The 17,024-nt window shown below is 68.1% G+C and carries 15 protein-coding genes; 8 read left to right on the top strand and 7 right to left on the bottom strand.

Features of this window, described 5'->3' with window-relative positions; genetic code table 11:
- Window positions 1-159 precede the first annotated feature (159 nt).
- The 3 genes from K307_RS10950 to K307_RS10940 all read left to right on the top strand — a co-directional run bounded on the left by K307_RS10950 (window position 160) and on the right by K307_RS10940 (window position 3,510).
- Window positions 160-1,095 carry a LysR family transcriptional regulator gene (locus K307_RS10950; protein WP_042878169.1) on the top strand — a complete coding sequence of 312 codons (936 nt, stop codon included), beginning with the start codon at window positions 160-162 and terminating at the stop codon, window positions 1,093-1,095.
- Window positions 1,096-1,227: 132 nt separating this feature from the next.
- Window positions 1,228-1,824, top strand: coding sequence for a superoxide dismutase family protein (locus tag K307_RS10945; protein WP_042881813.1), 597 nt, complete (start codon window positions 1,228-1,230; stop codon window positions 1,822-1,824).
- Window positions 1,825-1,932: 108 nt separating this feature from the next.
- On the top strand, window positions 1,933-3,510 hold the full coding sequence (locus K307_RS10940; protein ID WP_042878167.1) for a phospholipase D family protein: 1,578 nt from the start codon (window positions 1,933-1,935) through the stop codon (window positions 3,508-3,510).
- A gap of 7 nt (window positions 3,511-3,517) precedes the next feature.
- Here the strand turns inward: K307_RS10940 and K307_RS10935 are convergent, their stop codons facing one another.
- The gene (locus tag K307_RS10935) at window positions 3,518-3,781 is read right to left on the bottom strand and encodes a hypothetical protein (protein ID WP_022538345.1); all 264 of its coding nucleotides are present in this window, start codon (window positions 3,779-3,781) and stop codon (window positions 3,518-3,520) included.
- A 161-nt stretch (window positions 3,782-3,942) separates the two neighbouring features.
- A complete protein-coding gene (locus K307_RS10930) occupies window positions 3,943-5,202 on the bottom strand; it encodes a M20/M25/M40 family metallo-hydrolase (protein WP_042878164.1) in 1,260 nt (419 codons plus the stop codon).
- A 202-nt stretch (window positions 5,203-5,404) separates the two neighbouring features.
- Between K307_RS10930 and K307_RS10925 the strand changes: the two genes are divergently transcribed.
- Window positions 5,405-6,481, top strand: a complete 1,077-nt coding sequence (locus tag K307_RS10925; protein ID WP_042878162.1) for a GlxA family transcriptional regulator — start codon at window positions 5,405-5,407, stop codon at window positions 6,479-6,481.
- A 41-nt stretch (window positions 6,482-6,522) separates the two neighbouring features.
- On the opposite strand, the gene K307_RS10920 is transcribed toward K307_RS10925, so the two are convergent.
- Together K307_RS10920 and K307_RS10915 are read right to left on the bottom strand one after the other, a co-directional pair.
- Window positions 6,523-7,254, bottom strand: coding sequence for a BON domain-containing protein (locus K307_RS10920; protein WP_042878160.1), 732 nt, complete (start codon window positions 7,252-7,254; stop codon window positions 6,523-6,525).
- 152 nt (window positions 7,255-7,406) lie between these two features.
- Window positions 7,407-9,068: an AMP-binding protein gene (locus K307_RS10915; RefSeq protein ID WP_042878158.1), complete on the bottom strand. Its 1,662-nt coding sequence runs from the start codon at window positions 9,066-9,068 to the stop codon at window positions 7,407-7,409.
- Between the two features lie 258 nt (window positions 9,069-9,326).
- On the opposite strand from K307_RS10915, the gene K307_RS10910 reads away from it, so the two are divergent.
- The 4 genes from K307_RS10910 (at window position 9,327) to K307_RS10900 (ending at window position 12,230) form a co-directional block, all read left to right on the top strand.
- Window positions 9,327-10,001 carry an SOS response-associated peptidase gene (locus tag K307_RS10910; protein WP_042878157.1) on the top strand — a complete coding sequence of 225 codons (675 nt, stop codon included), beginning with the start codon at window positions 9,327-9,329 and terminating at the stop codon, window positions 9,999-10,001.
- Window positions 10,002-10,138: 137 nt separating this feature from the next.
- Window positions 10,139-10,291 carry a hypothetical protein gene (locus K307_RS47735; protein WP_155301125.1) on the top strand — a complete coding sequence of 51 codons (153 nt, stop codon included), beginning with the start codon at window positions 10,139-10,141 and terminating at the stop codon, window positions 10,289-10,291.
- A 223-nt stretch (window positions 10,292-10,514) separates the two neighbouring features.
- On the top strand, window positions 10,515-11,600 hold the full coding sequence (locus K307_RS10905) for a calcium:proton antiporter (protein ID WP_042878154.1): 1,086 nt from the start codon (window positions 10,515-10,517) through the stop codon (window positions 11,598-11,600).
- A 108-nt stretch (window positions 11,601-11,708) separates the two neighbouring features.
- Window positions 11,709-12,230: a DsbA family protein gene (locus tag K307_RS10900; RefSeq protein WP_042878152.1), complete on the top strand. Its 522-nt coding sequence runs from the start codon at window positions 11,709-11,711 to the stop codon at window positions 12,228-12,230.
- A 5-nt stretch (window positions 12,231-12,235) separates the two neighbouring features.
- Here K307_RS10900 and K307_RS10895 read toward each other — a convergent pair whose 3' ends face one another.
- The 3 genes from K307_RS10895 to K307_RS10885 form a co-directional block, all read right to left on the bottom strand.
- Window positions 12,236-14,479: a TonB-dependent siderophore receptor gene (locus K307_RS10895; RefSeq protein ID WP_042878150.1), complete on the bottom strand. Its 2,244-nt coding sequence runs from the start codon at window positions 14,477-14,479 to the stop codon at window positions 12,236-12,238.
- 253 nt (window positions 14,480-14,732) lie between these two features.
- On the bottom strand, window positions 14,733-16,124 hold the full coding sequence (locus tag K307_RS10890) for a dihydrolipoyl dehydrogenase (RefSeq protein ID WP_042878147.1): 1,392 nt from the start codon (window positions 16,122-16,124) through the stop codon (window positions 14,733-14,735).
- A 145-nt stretch (window positions 16,125-16,269) separates the two neighbouring features.
- Window positions 16,270-17,001, bottom strand: a complete 732-nt coding sequence (locus K307_RS10885) for a glutathione peroxidase (protein WP_042878145.1) — start codon at window positions 16,999-17,001, stop codon at window positions 16,270-16,272.
- Window positions 17,002-17,024: the final 23 nt, after the last annotated feature.

The following is a 17,024-nucleotide window of genomic DNA, read 5'->3' as shown; positions in this document are numbered from 1 at the left end:
CGGACGCCCTGATAAACCCATGCCGGAGCAACGCGCCCAGCCAGCGCGCGCGTCCAGTGCCAGCCAGCCGGCAGAATCCCATAACAACAACCAGCAACGGCCGCGCGCGCCACGAGCGCGGGCGGCATCGCCGTTCGGATCTATCGTCGGAACCTCATCATGGACCGTCTCGTATCAATGCAGGCATTCACCCGGGTCGTGGACGTCGGCAGCTTTGCGCGTGCCGCCGAATCGCTGGACCTGCCCAAGGCCACGCTGACCCGCCTGATCCAGAACCTGGAAACCCACCTGGGCGTCAAGCTGCTGCACCGGACCACGCGCCGCATCAGCGTGACCAACGACGGCGCGGCCTATTACGAACGCTGCGTGCGCATCCTCGCCGATGTCGAGGAAGCCGAGCAGTCGCTGACACGGCAGAACAACTCGCCGCGCGGCACGCTGTCGGTGGACACCACGGTGGTACTGGCGCAAATGATGCTGGTGCCCAACCTGCAAGACTTCCTCCAGGCCTATCCGGACCTGAAGCTGGAACTGACCACCAACGGCAAGCCCATCGACCTGCTGCAGGAAGGCGTGGACGTGGTGCTGCGCGTGGGCGCGCCGGTGGATGAATCGATGGTGGCTCGCCGCATCGGCCACGTGCAGCTGGCCTTCTACGCCTCGCCCATCTACCTGAACCGCTTCGGCACGCCGCGCGACCTGGCCGAGCTGGCGCAGCACAAGGCGGTGAACTATCTGTCCAACCGCAATGGCCGCGAAATGCCCTGGCCGATGGCGCGCGGCATGGAACGCAGCGAGGTGCTGCTGCCCTCGGCCATCTCTACCAACGATGCCGAGGTCTACGTGAGCTGCACGCTGGAAGGCCACGGCGTGGCCCGCATCTCGCGCGCGATGGCCGAGCCCTACGTGAACAGCGGCCGGCTGGTGGAGATCCTGGCCGACTGGCAGACCGATGACCTGCCGATCTCGGCGATGTACCCGCAGAACCGGCACCTGTCGGCCAAGGTGCGGGTGTTCGTCAACTGGGCGGCGGACCTGTTCTCGCGCCATCCGCATTTTGGTGCGGCACAGCAGCGGCTCGCGGTGGCGGCCTGACGCGCGCAGCCTTGGTCGTAATCGGTAAGCCAGGCTGACAGGTAACGCCAGGTAGGACAAAACCGGAAAGCCGTCATGGCACCGGCCGACCTATACTGTTTCATCCGAAATCACGACCAGAAGAGGATTCCGATGAAACAATTGCTTACCCCCCTGGCTGCCTGCATCGCCGCGACCGTGGCACTGGCCGGCTGCGCCGGTTCCAGCAAGAGCTCCTCGGCCTCATCCGGCGCGGCTGCCGCAGCCCCGGCGGCAGCCAGCGCGTCCACGACATCCGGTCCGACCCGGGCGAGTGCGACGCTCCAGCCCAAGAGCGGCACCAATACCGCCGGCACCGTGACCTTCCAGCAGCAGCCCGGCGGCGTGTTGATGAGCGCGGCAATCACGGGCCTGCCGCCCAACACGGTCCACGGCTTCCACGTTCATGAGAAGGGCGACTGCTCCGCGCCTGACGCGATGAGCGCCGGCGGGCATTTCAACCCGACCGGCAAGCCGCATGGCCAGATGACCATGCCCGACCATCACGCCGGTGACATGAACAACGTGACCGCTGACGCCAGCGGCAACGTGCGCGTCAGCATGCTGCTGCCGGACCTGACCGTGGGCACCGGCGCCAACAGCGTGATCGGCCGCGCGGTGGTGGTGCACAAGGACCCGGACGATTACAAGACGCAACCGACGGGTAATGCTGGCGGGCGCATTGCTTGTGGGGTGGTGGCGGCTTCCTGACCGCGTTTCGAACGGCTGGCGAAGTTTGGCGCGAAGTTTGGCGAACTCGCCGGTGTTCCCCCTCTCCCGCATGTGGGAGAGGGGGGCAAACCAGACCCGCCGACAGCCATGCCATCGCCGACAGACGCCGCGCTCCCGCTCCATCGCCGCCTGCGCGCCAATTCGCTGCTGCTGTGCTGCGCCACGCTGCTTGGTGGCTGCGCACTGCCTCCGCTGGACCATCGCACCGAATCCACCGCCATTACCCCTGCAGAAGCCCGTGCCACGGCGCTGGGCAAGGCGATCGCGCCTGAACTGGAGCGGCATCCCGGGCTCACCGGCATCCATCCGCTGAACAACGCCTACGCCGCCTTCGCCGCGCGCGTGCAACTGGCGCGCACCGCGCAGCGCACGCTCGACGTGCAGTACTACATCTGGCGCAACGACCTGACCGGCACGCTGCTGCTCGAAGCGCTGCATGAAGCCGCCGACCGCGGCGTGCGCGTGCGCCTGCTGCTGGACGACAACGGCATCGCCGGCATGGACGAGCTGCTGGCAGCGCTGGATGCGCATCCGCAAGTCGAGGTGCGCATCTTCAACCCGTTCGTGGTGCGGCACCCCAAGCTGCTCAACTTCCTGACCGACTTCCGCCGCCTGAACCGGCGCATGCACAACAAGTCGTTCACCGCGGATGGCGTGGCCACCATCATCGGCGGGCGCAACGTGGGCGACGAGTACTTCGGCGCCACCGACGGCGTGCTGTTCGCCGACCTGGACGTGATCGCCATCGGGCCGGCGGCCGCCGAGGTGGCGCGCGATTTCGACCGCTACTGGTCCAGCGGCTCGGCCTACCCCGTGGACCGGCTGGTGCTGCCGGTCAGTGTCGAGCGGCTGGCCGAACTGCAAGGCAAGGCCCGCGGCATCGAAGAAGACCCGGCCGCAGGCGCCTACATCACGGCGGTGCGCGAGCTGCCCGACGTGCAGCGCATGCTCGACGGCACGCTGACGTTCGAGTGGGCCAGCACCCGCATCGTCAGCGACGATCCCGCCAAGGCGCTGGGCGAGGCGCCGCGCGACACGCTGGTGGCACACCAGTTGCGCGAGATCCTGGGCGAGCCCCAGCGCGAGCTGGACCTGGTCTCGCCCTACTTCGTCCCGGCCACCGGCGGCACCACGTACTTCACGCAGCTCGCCGAGCGCGGCGTGGCGGTGCGCGTGCTGACCAACGCGCTCGAGGCCACCGACGTGGCCGCCGTGCATTCCGGTTATGCGAAGCGCCGCAAGGCGCTGCTCGAGGCGGGCGTGGACCTGTACGAGTTGCGGCGCGCGGCGCAGCCGGGCAGGAAGGAAGAGCGCGCCGGCCCGTTCGGCAGCTCGGGCTCGAGCCTGCACGCCAAGACCTTTGCGGTCGATGCCAGCCGCGTGTTCGTGGGTTCGTTCAACTTTGATCCGCGCTCGGCCAACCTGAATACGGAACTGGGCTTCGTCATCGACAGCCCCGTACTGGCGCAAAGGATCGAATCAACCTTCGCCAGCGTGATCCCGCAAGCGGCCTACCAGGTCAAGCTGGACGAAACCGGCAAGCTGTACTGGCTGGAACGGCGCGGCGACGAAGTGATCCGTTACGACACCGAACCCAACACGAGCTGGTTGCGCCGGCTCGGCATCTGGTTCCTGCAGATCCTGCCGATCGAGTCGATGCTGTAGTCGGGCGTCAGATCTGGTCGATCAGGCTGCGCACGATATCGGCAAGCCGCTCGGCGCGCTGGCGGCCTTTGGCATCCAACTCCATGCCGCAGCCGCTGGCAATCGCCTTCAGGCCGAACAGCGCATCGCCCACATCGCGCCAGGCCGGGTAATCGGCGTGGATCTTTTCCAGCGCGGCGGCCCCCGCCGCCACCTGCGCGGCAGCGGGCATGTTGCCGGCTGCGAGGTCTTCCAACGCCATGGCGGCGTCGACCAGGCCTTTGCGGTTCATCTGCAGTCTCCCCTCTGTGTCTTGTCATGGCCGCCACGGCGGGCGGCGTTGACACTTTAGCAGGCCAGAGCGGGAGTGGGGTCAGTCGGGGGACAGTCCGGAGCTTGCGGGGGCCGGTGCCCCCGCCACGAGTGCGCTATCGGACGCCGGCCAGCCCGCCGTCAGTTGCGCCCGATGTCTTCCAGGATGCGCGTCATCAGGTACAGGCGCGGCACGATCGAATCGAGCTCGATGTACTCGTCGCGCGCGTGGTAGCCGAAGCCGGCCAGCCCGAAGCTCTCCACCACCGCGGGCTTGCCCGAGCGCGCGGCATAGCTGGCGTCGGTGGCGCCGCCGGTGCCTTCGGCCAGCGCCAGCGTGCGGCCGTCCAGCTCGGCGTAGATTTCCTGCGCGCGCTTGGCCAGCGCCCGGCCGCGCGCATCGGCCACGAACGGCGGGCGGCCTTCTTCCATCGTCACGGTGGTCTGCGTCTCCGGCACCAGCTGGCTGGTCTTGACCTTGTCCTGCAGCGCGACCCTGAGCTTCTCCGCCGCGCCGCTGGCGGTGGTGCGCACGTCGCCGTAGGCCACGGCGCCTTCCGGGATCTGGTTGCGCACCGTGCCGGCCTGCGCCTGGGTCCAGTTCAGCTGCGAGCCCGGCACCAGGCTGGCGGTGTCGCGGGTCTGCTGCAGCTGGTAGGCAAGTTCCATCAACGCATTGCGGCCGCGGTCCGGCGCGGCGCCGGCGTGCGAGGCGCGGCCCTTGACCTGCATGGTGGCGGTGGCGGTGCCGGAGGCGCCCAGCAGCAGCGATTCGGCCTTGACCACGTCCTTGGCCGCGGTGGGCTCGCACGACAGCACCACGTCGTGCTGCGCGGCCAGCGCGGCGATGGCCTCGCCGGAGCCGACCGAGCCGACTTCCTCGTCCGGGTTGAACAGCACCGTGATCTGCGCGTAGTCGCGCCAGCCCTTGTTCTTCAGGATCTCGAGCGAGTGCAGGATGACGGCGATGCCGCCCTTGTCGTCGGCGATGCCGGGCCCGTAGAGCCGGTTGCCCTCCTCGCGGATCGGCTGCGTGGCCAGCGTGTTGGCCGGGTACACGGTGTCCATGTGGGCGATCAACATGATGCTGCGCTTGCCGTTGCCGGTGAAGGTCGCTTTGACCATGGTGCCCGGGCCCTTGGTCACCGGCACGCGCTCCACCTTGGCGCCGAGCGCCTGCAGCCGCTTCTCGGTATAGCTGGCCATCTTTGCCAGGCCTTGCGCGTTGGCGCTGCCGGATTCGATCGACACCATCTCCTTGAGCGACTGCACCAGCGCGGGCTGGGCGGCGCGCGCGGCGGCGAGCAACTCGGCATCGGGCTGGGCGGCGGCGGCAAGGGTGCCGGCTCCGGCAAACATCAGGGCGGCGGCAACGGCAACGTGGCGGACGGACAACGGCATGGAATCTCCTCGATTTGATCTTGTTGGGGCCGTGCGGCGGCGCGGCGCTGTGCCACCGCACGACTGGAGGATGCTAGCCCTTGCCAGGAACTTAGGGGAGGATCAATATCGCCAATCCGGATGCCGATCCCGCCAGCGGCCACGACGCCGCACGCACGCAAACCCGGTGCACCCTTGCCACCACCCTGCCCGACGCCCTCGCATGCGAGCACAGAACGCTTCCACCAGCACGCCCCTGCATGTCCGCCTGCTATGGCTGCCCGACGCCATGCCGGGCACGCTCTTCACCACGCTGGACGTGCTGCGCACCGTAGCCGGCGTGGCCAGCCTGCAGCGGCCCGAGGCCGCGCCGACGCTGAGCTGGCAGCTGTGCGGCGGCAACGGGCGCGCGCTGGCCACCGACCTCCCCGGGCTGGTGCCCTCGACCCGCCGCGCACGCGCCGCGGACGGCCACTCGCTGCTCGTCATCCCGGCCCTGCTCGCCAGCAACGCGCCGCAGCTCGGCGAGATCGTGCGGCGCGACGCCGCGGCGCTGCGCCTGGTGGAGCGACACGCGCAGGCCGGCGGCTGGATCGCGGCGTGTTCGTCAGGGGCGTTGTTCCCGCTGCAGCTCGGGCTGCTGGACGGCGCGCGCATCGGCGCGCCATGGATGTACCAGAGCTGGATGACGCGCGAATATCCGCGGTGCGACCTGGGCGGCGAGCAGGCGATGAACGTGCACGAACGCGTGTTCTCGTGCGTGGCGCCGGCCCTGCAGGTGGAGTTCATGCTGCGCGTGCTGGGGCACCTGCACGATCCCGACCTGGCGCAGGCGGCATCGCAGCTGATGCTGTTCCAGTCCGAGCGCCAGCGCAGCGTGCCGGCGCTGGTGTCGCAGCGCTGGCTCAGCCGCACCGCCGACAGCCCGGTCTATCGCGCGATCCAGTGGCTGCAGGACCATGTCGGCGAGCCCTACCGGCTGGCCGCGGTCGCGCAGGCCGCCGCGGTCAGCGAACGCACGCTGCTGCGGCATTTCCGCCAGGTCACGGGCATCACGCCGCTGGATTACCTGCACACGCTGCGCGTGGAGCGCGCGCGCATGCTGCTGGAAGTCACGCTACACGGCACGCAGGCGATCGCCGAGGCCTGCGGCTACAGCGACGCTGCCGCGTTCCGGCGGCTGTTCCAGCGCACCACGGGGATGTCGATGTCGGACTATCGCGCCCGCTTCGCGCTGCGGGCGCGGCGGCGCTACTGGCGCATGGAAGACACCGCGGTACGGCGCGGCACCCGCGGGTGACCGCGCCGGCGGCGTTCCGTCAACGTTCCAGACGTTCCCTTTCAGGCTCGCAGCGAGATGTGGTTGACCACGTCCTCCACGCCGTGCACGTACCACGCATCGCGCTCGACCTGCCGACGCGTGTTCTCGTTGCTGACGCAGCCTTCCAGCGTGACCACGCGATTGTCGGTATGCACGCTGACCTGGGCGGCATCGACGAAGGGATCGGTCTCCAGCACCAGCATCAGTGCCTCGGTGATTTCATCGTCGCGGTCGGTTTCGGCGGGCGCCACCACCAGTTCGTTGACCACGCAGCGGCAGCCGCGCGACCACCATGCCAGCACGCCAGCCAGGCGCATATGCGAGAGGCTGATCACCTGCCCCCACAGCGTCACCACGCCGTCGTGCGCCTCTACCTCGATCCAGCCGCTGCGTTCGCCAACGGCTTCGCGCAGGGACTCGGGCTTGCCCTTGACGCGTGCGCAAATCTTGCAATTGCGGAAGTCGATGGCATTGAGCAGGCGCTCGCAAACCGCATCGCGCAGTTCGCCGTCGCCCGCCTGGACGCCGCCGTCGGCCACGCGCAGGTGGTCGATCACACTGGTTACGCCGTCCACGCGCCGCAGCGTCGCCGCCGCGCGGGTCTTGTCGACGATATCGGCGACCTCGCCTTCCAGGATCAGCGCGCCGTCGGACAGGCGCAGGTTGATCGTGGGATGGAGGATATGACCCTGATAAGGCACATGCGCCAAGGCTGCGCGCGCCTGTGTCAGCACCGCTTCGCTACTCTGCATTTTGATCGCCTCGCCCGAATGGTCTGGAGATGGAAGACACGCGCCCCTGCCTGCGGGCGCGCCTGGTGCGGCGCCGCGGCCTCCATCACCACCGGGGGCCCTGGCAATCGCTCCCTCATTATAGGAAGCGGTCCGGAGCCAGCCGGCGCGCGTCAGGCAGCGGCGGCTTCGCGCGCGCGGGCGACTTCCTGGTTGCGCAGGATGAAACGCTGGACCTTGCCGCTGGGGGTCTTGGGCAGTTCGGCCACGAACTCGATCTCGCGCGGGTAGGCGTGGGCTGCCAGGCGCTTGCGCACGTGCTGGCGCAGCGCCTCAGCCAGTTCAGGCGCGGCGCGGTGCTGCGGATCGAGCACGACAAAGGCCTTGATCAGCTCGGTGCGCTCCGGATCGGGCTTGCCGATCACCGCGGCCTCGACCACGGCGGGGTGCTCGATCAGCGCGCTTTCCACGTCGAACGGGCCCACGCGGTAGCCGGAGGTGGTGATGACGTCGTCGGCGCGGCCGATAAAGCTGATGCTGCCGTCGTCGTTCAGTTCGGCCGAATCGCCGGTCAGGTAGTAGTGGCCGGCAAAGGCGCTGGTCGGCGTGCCGTGGTAGCCGCCGAACCAGCACATCGGCGAGCGCTCAAGGTCCAGCGCCAGCGTGCCCGGCTGGCCCGGCGGCAGTTCGCGCTGTTCGTCGTCGAGCACCACCACGCGGTGGCCGGGGCTGGCGAAGCCGGCCGCGCCCATGCGCACCGGGTGCGCCAGCGCGTGGTGGTTGCACAGCACCATGCCGAGTTCGGTCTGGCCGTAGTGGTCGTGGATGGTCACGTCCAGTTCGCTGGCGAACCAGCGGATCACTTCCGGGTTGAGCGGCTCACCGGCGCTGCTGACCGCGCGCAACTGCCCGCGCAGCGGGCCGGACACGGCCGCGCCGGCGGCGATCAGCAGCCGGTACGCGGTGGGCGAGCCGGCCAGGTTGGTGATGCCGTACTTGCGGATCACCCGGCAGGTGCTTTCCACGGTGAACGGGCCGTCGTAGAACGTGGTGGCATGGCCCAATGACAGCGGGCCGGTGACGGCGTAGTACAGGCCATAGGCCCAGCCCGGGTCGGCCAGGTTCCAGAATGCGTCTTCCGGGCGCAGGTCGACCGCGTCGCGCATATAGCCGGCAAAGGCGGCGATGGCCTTGAGCGGCACCAGCAGCGGCTTGGCCGGGCCGGTGGTGCCCGAGGTGAACATCATCAGGAATGGATCGTCGCCGCGGCGCATCACCGGATCGAACGAGGCCGGCTGGCGTTCCAGCTCGGCCCAGAAGCTGAAGTCGCCGCGGCCGGGGCCTGCGCCCTCCTTGTCCTCCCCGCCGACCACGGTGACGATGGCGGGACAATCCGCCACCTCGTCGAGCTTGGGACGGTTGACGGTATCGGTGACCACCAACTTGGCGCCCGAGCTGTTGAGCCGGTGCTCGATCGCCTTGGGCCCGAAGGCCGTGAACAGCGGCTGGTACACGGCGCCGGCGCGCCATGTGCCGAGGATCGTCACCAGCAGAGCCGCGTTGCGCGGCAACAGGCCCGCGACACGGTCGCCTGGCTGCACGCCCTGCGCCTGCAGGAAGCCGGCGAACTGCGCCGACAGCGCCTGCAGCTCGGCAAAGGTCCAACTGCGCGAATCGCCGTCGCGTCCCTCCCAGAACAGCGCGATGCGGCCGGGCTGCGCATGACGGTCGCAGCATTCGACGCAGGCGTTGAGCGCCTCCAGGCTGCCGTGCAATTGCCGGGCCACGGCATCGTCATAGGAAAATCCGTCGAAGGCTTGGACGTAGTCGCGCATGGTGTCTCCTGTAGATCGGGCCGGATGCCGGACCCTGGAGCGCCGGCATGGTGCCTGTTGTAATCGGTGCCGCACGCAGCGGCTGCCGCAAGAGTGTGAGCGGGCCACGCGGCGCGGGCAATAGCCGAATCGGCCAGCGCGGCTGACGGTTTTTGCCATGCACGGGGTGCGCCGCCTGCCGCACCGGGCCGGCGCGGTGTGCTTGACGCCATGCCGCGCCGCGCCGACGATAGCCGCATCACGGCAAGGAGGCAGCGCATGTGCACCAACTACGCCCCGGTCCAGCGCCAGGTCCTGCGCGATATCTTCGGCGTGGAACCGCCGCCCGGGCTGTTCAAGGCCGAGACCTACCCTGACTACCTGGCGCCGATCTTGCGCGCCACCGACGACGGCGCCCGCAGCGCCGACCTGGCCACCTTCGGCATGGTGCCGCGCCAGCGCATCCCGCCCGGCGCGCGCCGCTACGACACCACCAATGCCCGCAGCGAAACCGTGGGCGAACGCCCCGCTTTTGCCCGCTACTGGCGCCAGGGCCAGCTGTGCCTGGTGCCGGCGACCGCGTTCTACGAATTCGCCTACCCCGAGGACGCGGTTCCCGGCGGCCCAGCCGGCAAGCCGGTGCGCTGGCGCATCACGCTGCCGGGCGAGCCGGCCTTCGGCATTGCGGGGCTGTGGCGCGGCTGGCCGGACCAGGCCCTGTCGTTCACCATGCTGACCATCAACTCCGACCGGCACCCGGTGATGCAGCGCTTCCACAAGCCGGGCGACGAGAAGCGCTCGGTGGTCATTGTGCCGCGCGCGCAGTGGGACGACTGGCTGGCCTGCCGCGACCCGGAGGTGGCGCGGACCTTCCTGAACCTCCTGCCGGCAGACGCCATGCACGCCGAGCCGGCGCCCAAGGCGCAGGGCGCGCCGATTCCCGACGCAGCCTGAGTTGCCTTCCCTTGCCTTCGTGTGACCCGGCGCCAGCGGCGCCTGCCCCACCTCATGAGGGTGTCGGACGTTGCGAATGCTGCGCATACTCGGCCCACACCGGCCACAAGAGCCGACACACCGGGTCAATCAAAACCATGCAAAACGTCGTCGCCTTGTGCGCGTATTTTTTCGGGTGCCTGATCGCATTGCTGTTTGCCGCGCGGTGGATCCTGCGCAACCATCCCGCCTTGCGCGAGCGGCCGCCCGCGCCCGCGCCGGCTGAAGAAGACAAACCGTCTACCCACTGAAGTGCGGCTTTCGCGCCGACGACCCGCATCCCGCAGCAAACCGCATGCAATTGCCCGCAAATTTCGGCAATTGAAGGGAACCGATCGGCTTCCCGCCTGCCATACCACTGTTGCCGCACCCACCCACGTGGCTTTCGCGGCACACCTCTCAGCTATCATGCGTGCCGTCAGGCACGCCCGTGCCGCCCGGCACGGTACAACGACAAGAAAGGACAAAACAGGGATGGCACTGACTTCCAACAAGCTGCCGGCTTGGACCCTCTGGGCGCCGCTGGCCGCCGTGGCCACGCTTGGCCTGGCCTGGCTGCTGCCCGACCAGGGCTGGCTGATCGCGCTGATGGCGGCGGCACTTGCCGGCGCCGTCTTCTCTGCCGTGCACCACGCCGAAGTGGTGGCGCACAAGGTGGGCGAGCCCTTCGGCACGCTGGTGCTGGCGATCGCCGTGACCGTGATCGAAGTGGCACTGATCGTCTCGGTAATGCTGTCGTCCGGCCCGGAAAAAGCCGGCCTGGCGCGCGACACCGTGTTTGCCGCGGTCATGCTGATCTGCAATGGCATCGTCGGGCTGTGTCTGTTCGTCGGCGGCCTGCACCACCGCGAGCAGGCCTTCCAGGCGCCTGGCGCCAATGCCGCGATGGCGGTGCTGGCCGCGCTGCTGGTGCTGACCATGGTGCTGCCCAACTACACCAGCTCGTCGCCGGGCCCGGTGCTGACGCCGGCGCAGCTGGCCTTCGCGGGCGTGATGTCGCTGGTGCTGTACGGCTCGTTCGTGTTCGTGCAGACCATCCGCCACCGCGACTACTTCCTGGCCGAAGGCAGCTCGGACGAGAGCGCCCACGCCCCGCCGCCGCCCGCGCGCATCGCGCTGGCCAGCGGCGCGCTGCTGATCGTCTGCCTGGTGCTGGTGGTGGCGCTGGCCAAGCTGCTGTCGCCCTCGGTCGAGGCCGCGGTGCGGAAGGCTGGCGCGCCGGCCGCGGTGGTGGGGATCGTGATTGCCGCCATGGTGCTGTTGCCCGAGGGGCTGGCCGCGCTGCGCGCGGCGCGCGCGGACCGCATCCAGACCAGCCTGAACCTGGCGCTGGGCTCGGCGCTGGCCAGCATCGGGCTGACCATCCCGACCGTGGCCGCGGTATTCATCTGGATCGGCCAGCCGCTGGAGCTGGGGCTGGGCGCCAAGGACATGGTGCTGCTGGTGCTGACGCTGGTGGTGTCGTCCCTGACGCTGGGTATGGGGCGTACCACCATCCTGCAGGGCGTGGTGCACCTGGTGATCCTGGCGGCCTACCTGTTCCTGTCGATCGTGCCGTAACCAAAGGACTTTGCGACACCCCGCGCTTGCCGCCGGCGGCGACTAAACTGAAACTCCCGCACCAGAGATCTTGCGCATGCCTTGCCGCGCACGTACCGGAGAACGCAAATGCCGGAAGTCGCCGTCACCCCAGCCGACCATGTCATCGGCCCCGACACCGCCAAGGTCACCGTCGTCGAATACGGCGACTTCGAGTGCTCCTACTGCCGCATCGCCTATGGCGCGATGAAGATCCTGCTGGAGCACTACGGCCCGCAGGTGCGCTTTGTCTACCGGCACTACCCGATGAGCAAGTGGCACCCGTCCGCCGAAGCCGCCGCCGAATGCGCGGAGGCCGCGGCGGCGCAGGACCGGTTCTGGCAGATGTACCGCATGCTCTACGAGCACCCGCAGGGCCTGAAGCCCGACGCGCTGCGCCAGTATGCCGGCATGGCGGGGCTGGACCTCGACCGCTATGATCGCGACATGGCCGAGCACAGCCACCTGCCCCGCGTCCGCGCCGACCTGCAGGGCGGCACTCGCTGCCAGGTGCGCGGCACGCCGTCGTTCTTCGTCAACGGCGTAGTCCAGGACGTGACCTTCGGCATGGAGCGGCTGCAGCGCGCCATCGACACCGCGATGGCAGCCTAGGCGCTTCAGAAGCGGTATGTCACGCTGCCCACCACCGTGCGGCGCGCGCCGAAATAGCAGTCGCCGCGCGCCAGGCAGGTGGTCAGATACTTCTTGTCGAACAGGTTGGTGACGTTCAGCGCCACCCGCACCGGGCCGTGGTCGTAGGCCAGCATGGCGTCGAACAGCGTGGTGCCGCCGACGCGGTTCTGGTCGTTGCCGTCGTAGCTCGGCCCCACATAGCGCACGCCGCCGCCAGCCATGAAGCCCGGCATCTCGAACAGCCTGAAGCGGTAGTTGGCCCACAGCGACGCCATGTTCGACGGCGTGCTGGCCAGGCGCTTGCCGACCTCGGCGCCGGTGCCTTCGATCACGCGCGCATCCAGGTAGGTATAGGTCGCGATCAGGTCCAGGCGGTTGGACAGTGAAGCCAGTGCCTCCACTTCGATCCCGCGCGTGCGCGCTTCGCCCACCTGCACGAAATCCGGCCTGCCGTTGACCACGCCGCTGACCTTGCGGTTCTTCTCGCACATGTCGAACGCTGCAATCGTCAGCGTGGCGTTCTTGCCCGGCGGCTGGTACTTGATGCCCGCCTCCCACTGCGAGCCGCGAAGCGGCTTGAAGGCCTGGTTCGACTGGTTGACGCCCGCCAGGCCCTGGAACGATTCGGTATAGCTGATGTATGGATTCAGGCCGATGTCCGAGCGGTACATCAGCCCCGCACGCTTGGTCAGCTCATTGTCGTCGCGGGTGGCCGAGGGCGTGTTGTCCTGCGCCGCGCGCGACCAGTCATAGCGCAGGCCCAGCATCAGCAGCCATTTGTTCCACGACAGTTGGTCCTGCACATAGAGGCCGGTCTGCGCCTGCGTACTCGGATTCAGGTCGCGCGTGCCGGGCGGCGTGAAGTTGCCGTAGACTGGGTTGAACACGTTCAGCGGCGCGGCCGTGCCGCCCACGCCGGAGCGGCCGGTGATCTCGGCATGCTGGTAGTCGACGCCGGTCAGCAGGGTATGGCCGATCGGGCCGGTGCGGAAGTTGCTCTGCGCCTGCGTATCGACCGCGAATGAATTGAGCGTGGGCTGGTTCAGGTAGACCGTGCGGCGCATCAGCGTATCGCTGCCGGGGACCCAGCCGTGCGTGGCGCCGGTGAAGCCCGCGGAGTAGATGCTGCGGTAGTCGACCGTGCTGTGCGAATAGCGCAGGTTCTGCCGCACCGTCACGGCTTCGTTGAACCTGTGCTGGAACTCATAGCCCACCGATGCCTGCTCGGCGGTGAAGCGGTCGAAGCCGGGTTCGCTGATAAACAGGTGGTCCGGAAGCTGCCCGGCCGGGTTGGCATACAGCGTGCCCCGCCACGGGAAAAAGCCCACCGAGGTCCCGCTTTCGTCGCGCTGGAAATTGGCCAGCAGCGTCAGCGAAGTGGCATCGCTCGGGCGCCAGGTCAGCGAAGGTGCGATCAGGTAGCGGTTGTCCTTGACGAAATCAACCTGCGTATCGCTGTCGCGCGCCAGCGCCACCAGCCGGTACAGCCATTTGCCGTCCGCATCGAGCGGGCCTGTCAGGTCGGCCTGTACCTGCTTGCGGTTGTAGTTGCCGAACTGCACGCCGATCTCGCGCGCCGCTTCCGGCTGCGGGCGCTTGCTGACCAGGTTCAGGATGCCGCCGACCGCGCCCTGCCCGAACAACATCGACGACGGCCCGCGCAGCACGTCGATGCGCTCCAGCGCATACACGTCGGCACGCACGTTGTTGTAGAAGCCGACTTGGTTCAGCAGGCCATCCCGATACTGCGTGAAATCGGTGCCGCGGAACTTGCCCCAGTCACCGCGGTTGTCGTTGCCGAACGGCCCGGCATAGACGCCGGCGCTGTAGCCGATAGCCTGCTGCACGCTCTGCGCGCCCTGCGCTTCCATCCGGTCGCGTGTGATCACCGTGATCGATTGCGGGGTTTCCATCACCGGCGTATCGGTCTTGGTCGCGGTGGCGCTGCGTTTTGCGACGAAACCATGTACCTGGCCGGTGGCGGTTTCGTCGTCGTTCGTGGCGCGGACGGTGACGGCGGGGAGTTCGGCCGCGGCTGCGGTGGCAGGCACAGCCTGCGGCGGCTGGGCTGGCTGCGTCGACTGTGCCAGCACGCCGCCCGCCTGCAGGCTCAGCGCCAGCGTGGTTAACGACAGGCCGCGGGGGCTGATGAACGGGCTCAGGAATGGAAAGACAGGCTGGGAACAGGCAAAGCGCCGCTGTTCCCGTTTGGCGGGTTGAACAGGCATGAATCAAGGACCGGAATGTTGCCCGCCCTGACCTGTTAGGTGAGGCGTGGCAAGTGGAAATCTATTATTACGAATGCGAACCATTCGTAATTACATTCCGATTGTAGCCTGAATGTGTCAAAAAGCAGACAAAGCCAGTGCGCCGAGGGAAATACGAAGACGACGAGATAGCCGGGTAACGCGCTGCGCCGCCCGGCTCCTATGGCGTAACGCTATAGAAGACAGACCTATCTAGCTACCGCAAGGCTGCCGCTCACGGCGCCAGCTTTGCCGCCGCATCGCGCAGCGCAGTGCGCAGGCCCTCTTCCACCACCGGGTGGTAGAACGGCATCGCCAGCATCTGCCCGATGGTCAGGCCCTGCTGGTACGACCACGCCAGCAAGTGGGCGATGTTCTCGGCACGCGGACCGGTCCATTCGGCGCCCAGGAAGCGGCCGGTGGCCTTGTCGCCGTAGACGTGCATCAGGCCGCGGTTCTTCAGCATCACACGGCTGCGGCCCTGGTCTTCGAAGCTGACCTCGCCGGTGACGAAGCTGCCGTCGACCAGGTCTGCAAAGCGCTGGCCGACCATGGCAATCTGCGGGTCCGAAAACACCACGCCGATGGGCGCGCGGCGCGCCAGCGGCTTCACCTGCGGATAGCTGGCGGCGTTCTCGCCGGCAGCCTTGCCTTCGTCCGCGGCCTCGTGCAGCAGCGGCAGGATGTTGTTGGCATCGCCGGCAATGAATACCGGCGCATTGCCGCACTGGAGCGTCTGCGCATCGAACAGGGGCACGCCACGCTCGTCCAGCGCCAGGCCGGTATTCTCCAGGCCCAGGCCGCGCACATTGGGCTCGCGTCCGGTGGCGGCCAGCGCGTAGTCGAAGCGCTCGGTCACGCTGCGGCCTTCGCGGTCGAGATAGGTCACCACCACCTGATCGCCATCGCGCTCCATTTCGGTCACCCTGGCATTGGGGTCGAGGTAGAACTCGTCATTGAAGGTACTGGCCGCATAGGCACGGATCACCGGATCGGTCAGCGGCCCGAGCGAGCCGCTGACGCCGAACACGCGCACCCGCACGCCGAGGCGCGACAGCGCCTGGCCCAGTTCCAGCCCGATCACGCCCGGGCCGAACACCACCACGCTGGCGGGCAGGTCTTCCCACGCAAACACGTCGTCATTGACGATCAGGCGGTCGCCGAACGCCTTGAACGGCGCCGGCAGCGTCGGCGTGGAACCGGTGGCGATGACCACGCGGCTGGCGCGCACGGTGGTCTGGCCGTCCACTTCCAGCGTGGTGTTGTCGATAAAGCGGGCGTAGCCGCGGATGCGGTCCGCTTCCGGGATGTTTTCCACGCCGCGCACCACGAAGCCGACGAAGCGGTCGCGTTCGCTGCGCACGCGGGCCATCACCTCGCGGCCGTCGATGCGGATCTGGCCGTCGACGTGCACGCCGAACGGCGCGGTGTGGCGCAGTTCGTGCGCTGCCTCGGCGGCGGCGATCAGCAGCTTGGAAGGCATGCAGCCCACGCGCGCGCAGGTGGTGCCGTACGGGCCGCCTTCGATGATCACGGCGCGCTTGCCGGCGGCAATCGCGGCGCGGTAGGCGGCAAGGCCGGCGGTGCCTGCGCCGATCACGGCGACGTCGGTCTGGATGGTAGTCATGGCGTACGGTTCCTCTGTTTTTATGGTGACAGCTGGTGTCAATCAGCGGGCTGGATGGCGCCGCCGCTGCCAGTGGGCAAGGCGGCGCCATCGGGTCCGGCGACTGCCGGTCCGCGGGAGCGGAAATCGATGGGGATCGGGTGGCTTACCTGGCCAGGTACTGCTGCAGCGCTTCGGCGCCGCCGACCAGCTTGCCGTTGATGAACACCTGCGGTGCCGTCATCTCGCCCGACACGGCGCCCAGCACCTTGCCGCGCACCTTGTTGTCCAACGGCACGTCGATATAGTCGTAGCCGTTGTCGTCCAGCAGTTGCTTGGCCTTGGCGCAGAACGAGCAGCCGACCTTGGAGAACACCACCACCTGGTCAGGCTTGCGCGCATCCGGGGCGATATGGGCCAGCATGGTGTCGGCGTCGGACACCTTGAACGGGTCGCCCGGCTCTTCCGGCTCGATGAACATCTTCTGCACCACGCCGTCCTTGACCAGCATGGAATAGCGCCAGCTGCGCTTGCCGAAGCCCAGGTCGGCCTTGTCCACCAGCATGCCCATGCCTTCGGTGAATTCACCGTTGCCGTCGGGGATCATGGTGATGTTCTCGGATTCCTGGTCCTTGGCCCACTCGTTCATCACGAAGGTGTCGTTGACCGACACGCACAGGATGTCGTCGACGCCGTTCTTCGCGAACACCGGTGCCAGTTCGTTGTAGCGCGGCAAGTGCGTGGACGAACACGTCGGCGTGAAGGCGCCCGGCAGCGAGAACACGACCACGGTCTTGCCGCCGAACAGCTCGCCGGTGGTGATGGTCTTCCACTCGTTGTCTTCACGGACGCGGAAAGTGACGTTGGGAACGCGTTGGCCTTCACGGGATTGCAGCATCAGATCACTCCTTGGTCTGGATC

Source organism: Cupriavidus necator A5-1 (assembly GCF_000744095.1).
GTDB classification, from domain to species: domain Bacteria; phylum Pseudomonadota; class Gammaproteobacteria; order Burkholderiales; family Burkholderiaceae; genus Cupriavidus; species Cupriavidus necator_A.
Note: the sequence above shows the minus strand (reverse complement) of the source record. Positions and strands in the feature narration are given on the sequence as shown.

Bases quoted from the DNA above. Each gene is read 5' to 3' on its own strand.
- K307_RS10950 (WP_042878169.1), top strand. From the start codon at position 160: ATGGACCGTCTCGTATCAATGCAGGCATTCACCCGGGTCGTGGACGTC.
- K307_RS10890 (WP_042878147.1), bottom strand. From the start codon at position 16,124: ATGACTACCATCCAGACCGACGTCGCCGTGATCGGCGCAGGCACCGCC.
- K307_RS10915 (WP_042878158.1), bottom strand. From the start codon at position 9,068: ATGCGCGACTACGTCCAAGCCTTCGACGGATTTTCCTATGACGATGCC.
- K307_RS10895 (WP_042878150.1), bottom strand. From the start codon at position 14,479: ATGCCTGTTCAACCCGCCAAACGGGAACAGCGGCGCTTTGCCTGTTCC.
- K307_RS10920 (WP_042878160.1), bottom strand. From the start codon at position 7,254: ATGCAGAGTAGCGAAGCGGTGCTGACACAGGCGCGCGCAGCCTTGGCG.
- K307_RS10940 (WP_042878167.1), top strand. From the start codon at position 1,933: ATGCCATCGCCGACAGACGCCGCGCTCCCGCTCCATCGCCGCCTGCGC.
- K307_RS10910 (WP_042878157.1), top strand. From the start codon at position 9,327: ATGTGCACCAACTACGCCCCGGTCCAGCGCCAGGTCCTGCGCGATATC.
- K307_RS10905 (WP_042878154.1), top strand. From the start codon at position 10,515: ATGGCACTGACTTCCAACAAGCTGCCGGCTTGGACCCTCTGGGCGCCG.
- K307_RS10935 (WP_022538345.1), bottom strand. From the start codon at position 3,781: ATGAACCGCAAAGGCCTGGTCGACGCCGCCATGGCGTTGGAAGACCTC.
- K307_RS10900 (WP_042878152.1), top strand. From the start codon at position 11,709: ATGCCGGAAGTCGCCGTCACCCCAGCCGACCATGTCATCGGCCCCGAC.
- K307_RS10925 (WP_042878162.1), top strand. From the start codon at position 5,405: ATGCGAGCACAGAACGCTTCCACCAGCACGCCCCTGCATGTCCGCCTG.
- K307_RS10885 (WP_042878145.1), bottom strand. From the start codon at position 17,001: ATGCTGCAATCCCGTGAAGGCCAACGCGTTCCCAACGTCACTTTCCGC.
- K307_RS47735 (WP_155301125.1), top strand. From the start codon at position 10,139: ATGCAAAACGTCGTCGCCTTGTGCGCGTATTTTTTCGGGTGCCTGATC.
- K307_RS10930 (WP_042878164.1), bottom strand. From the start codon at position 5,202: ATGCCGTTGTCCGTCCGCCACGTTGCCGTTGCCGCCGCCCTGATGTTT.
- K307_RS10945 (WP_042881813.1), top strand. From the start codon at position 1,228: ATGAAACAATTGCTTACCCCCCTGGCTGCCTGCATCGCCGCGACCGTG.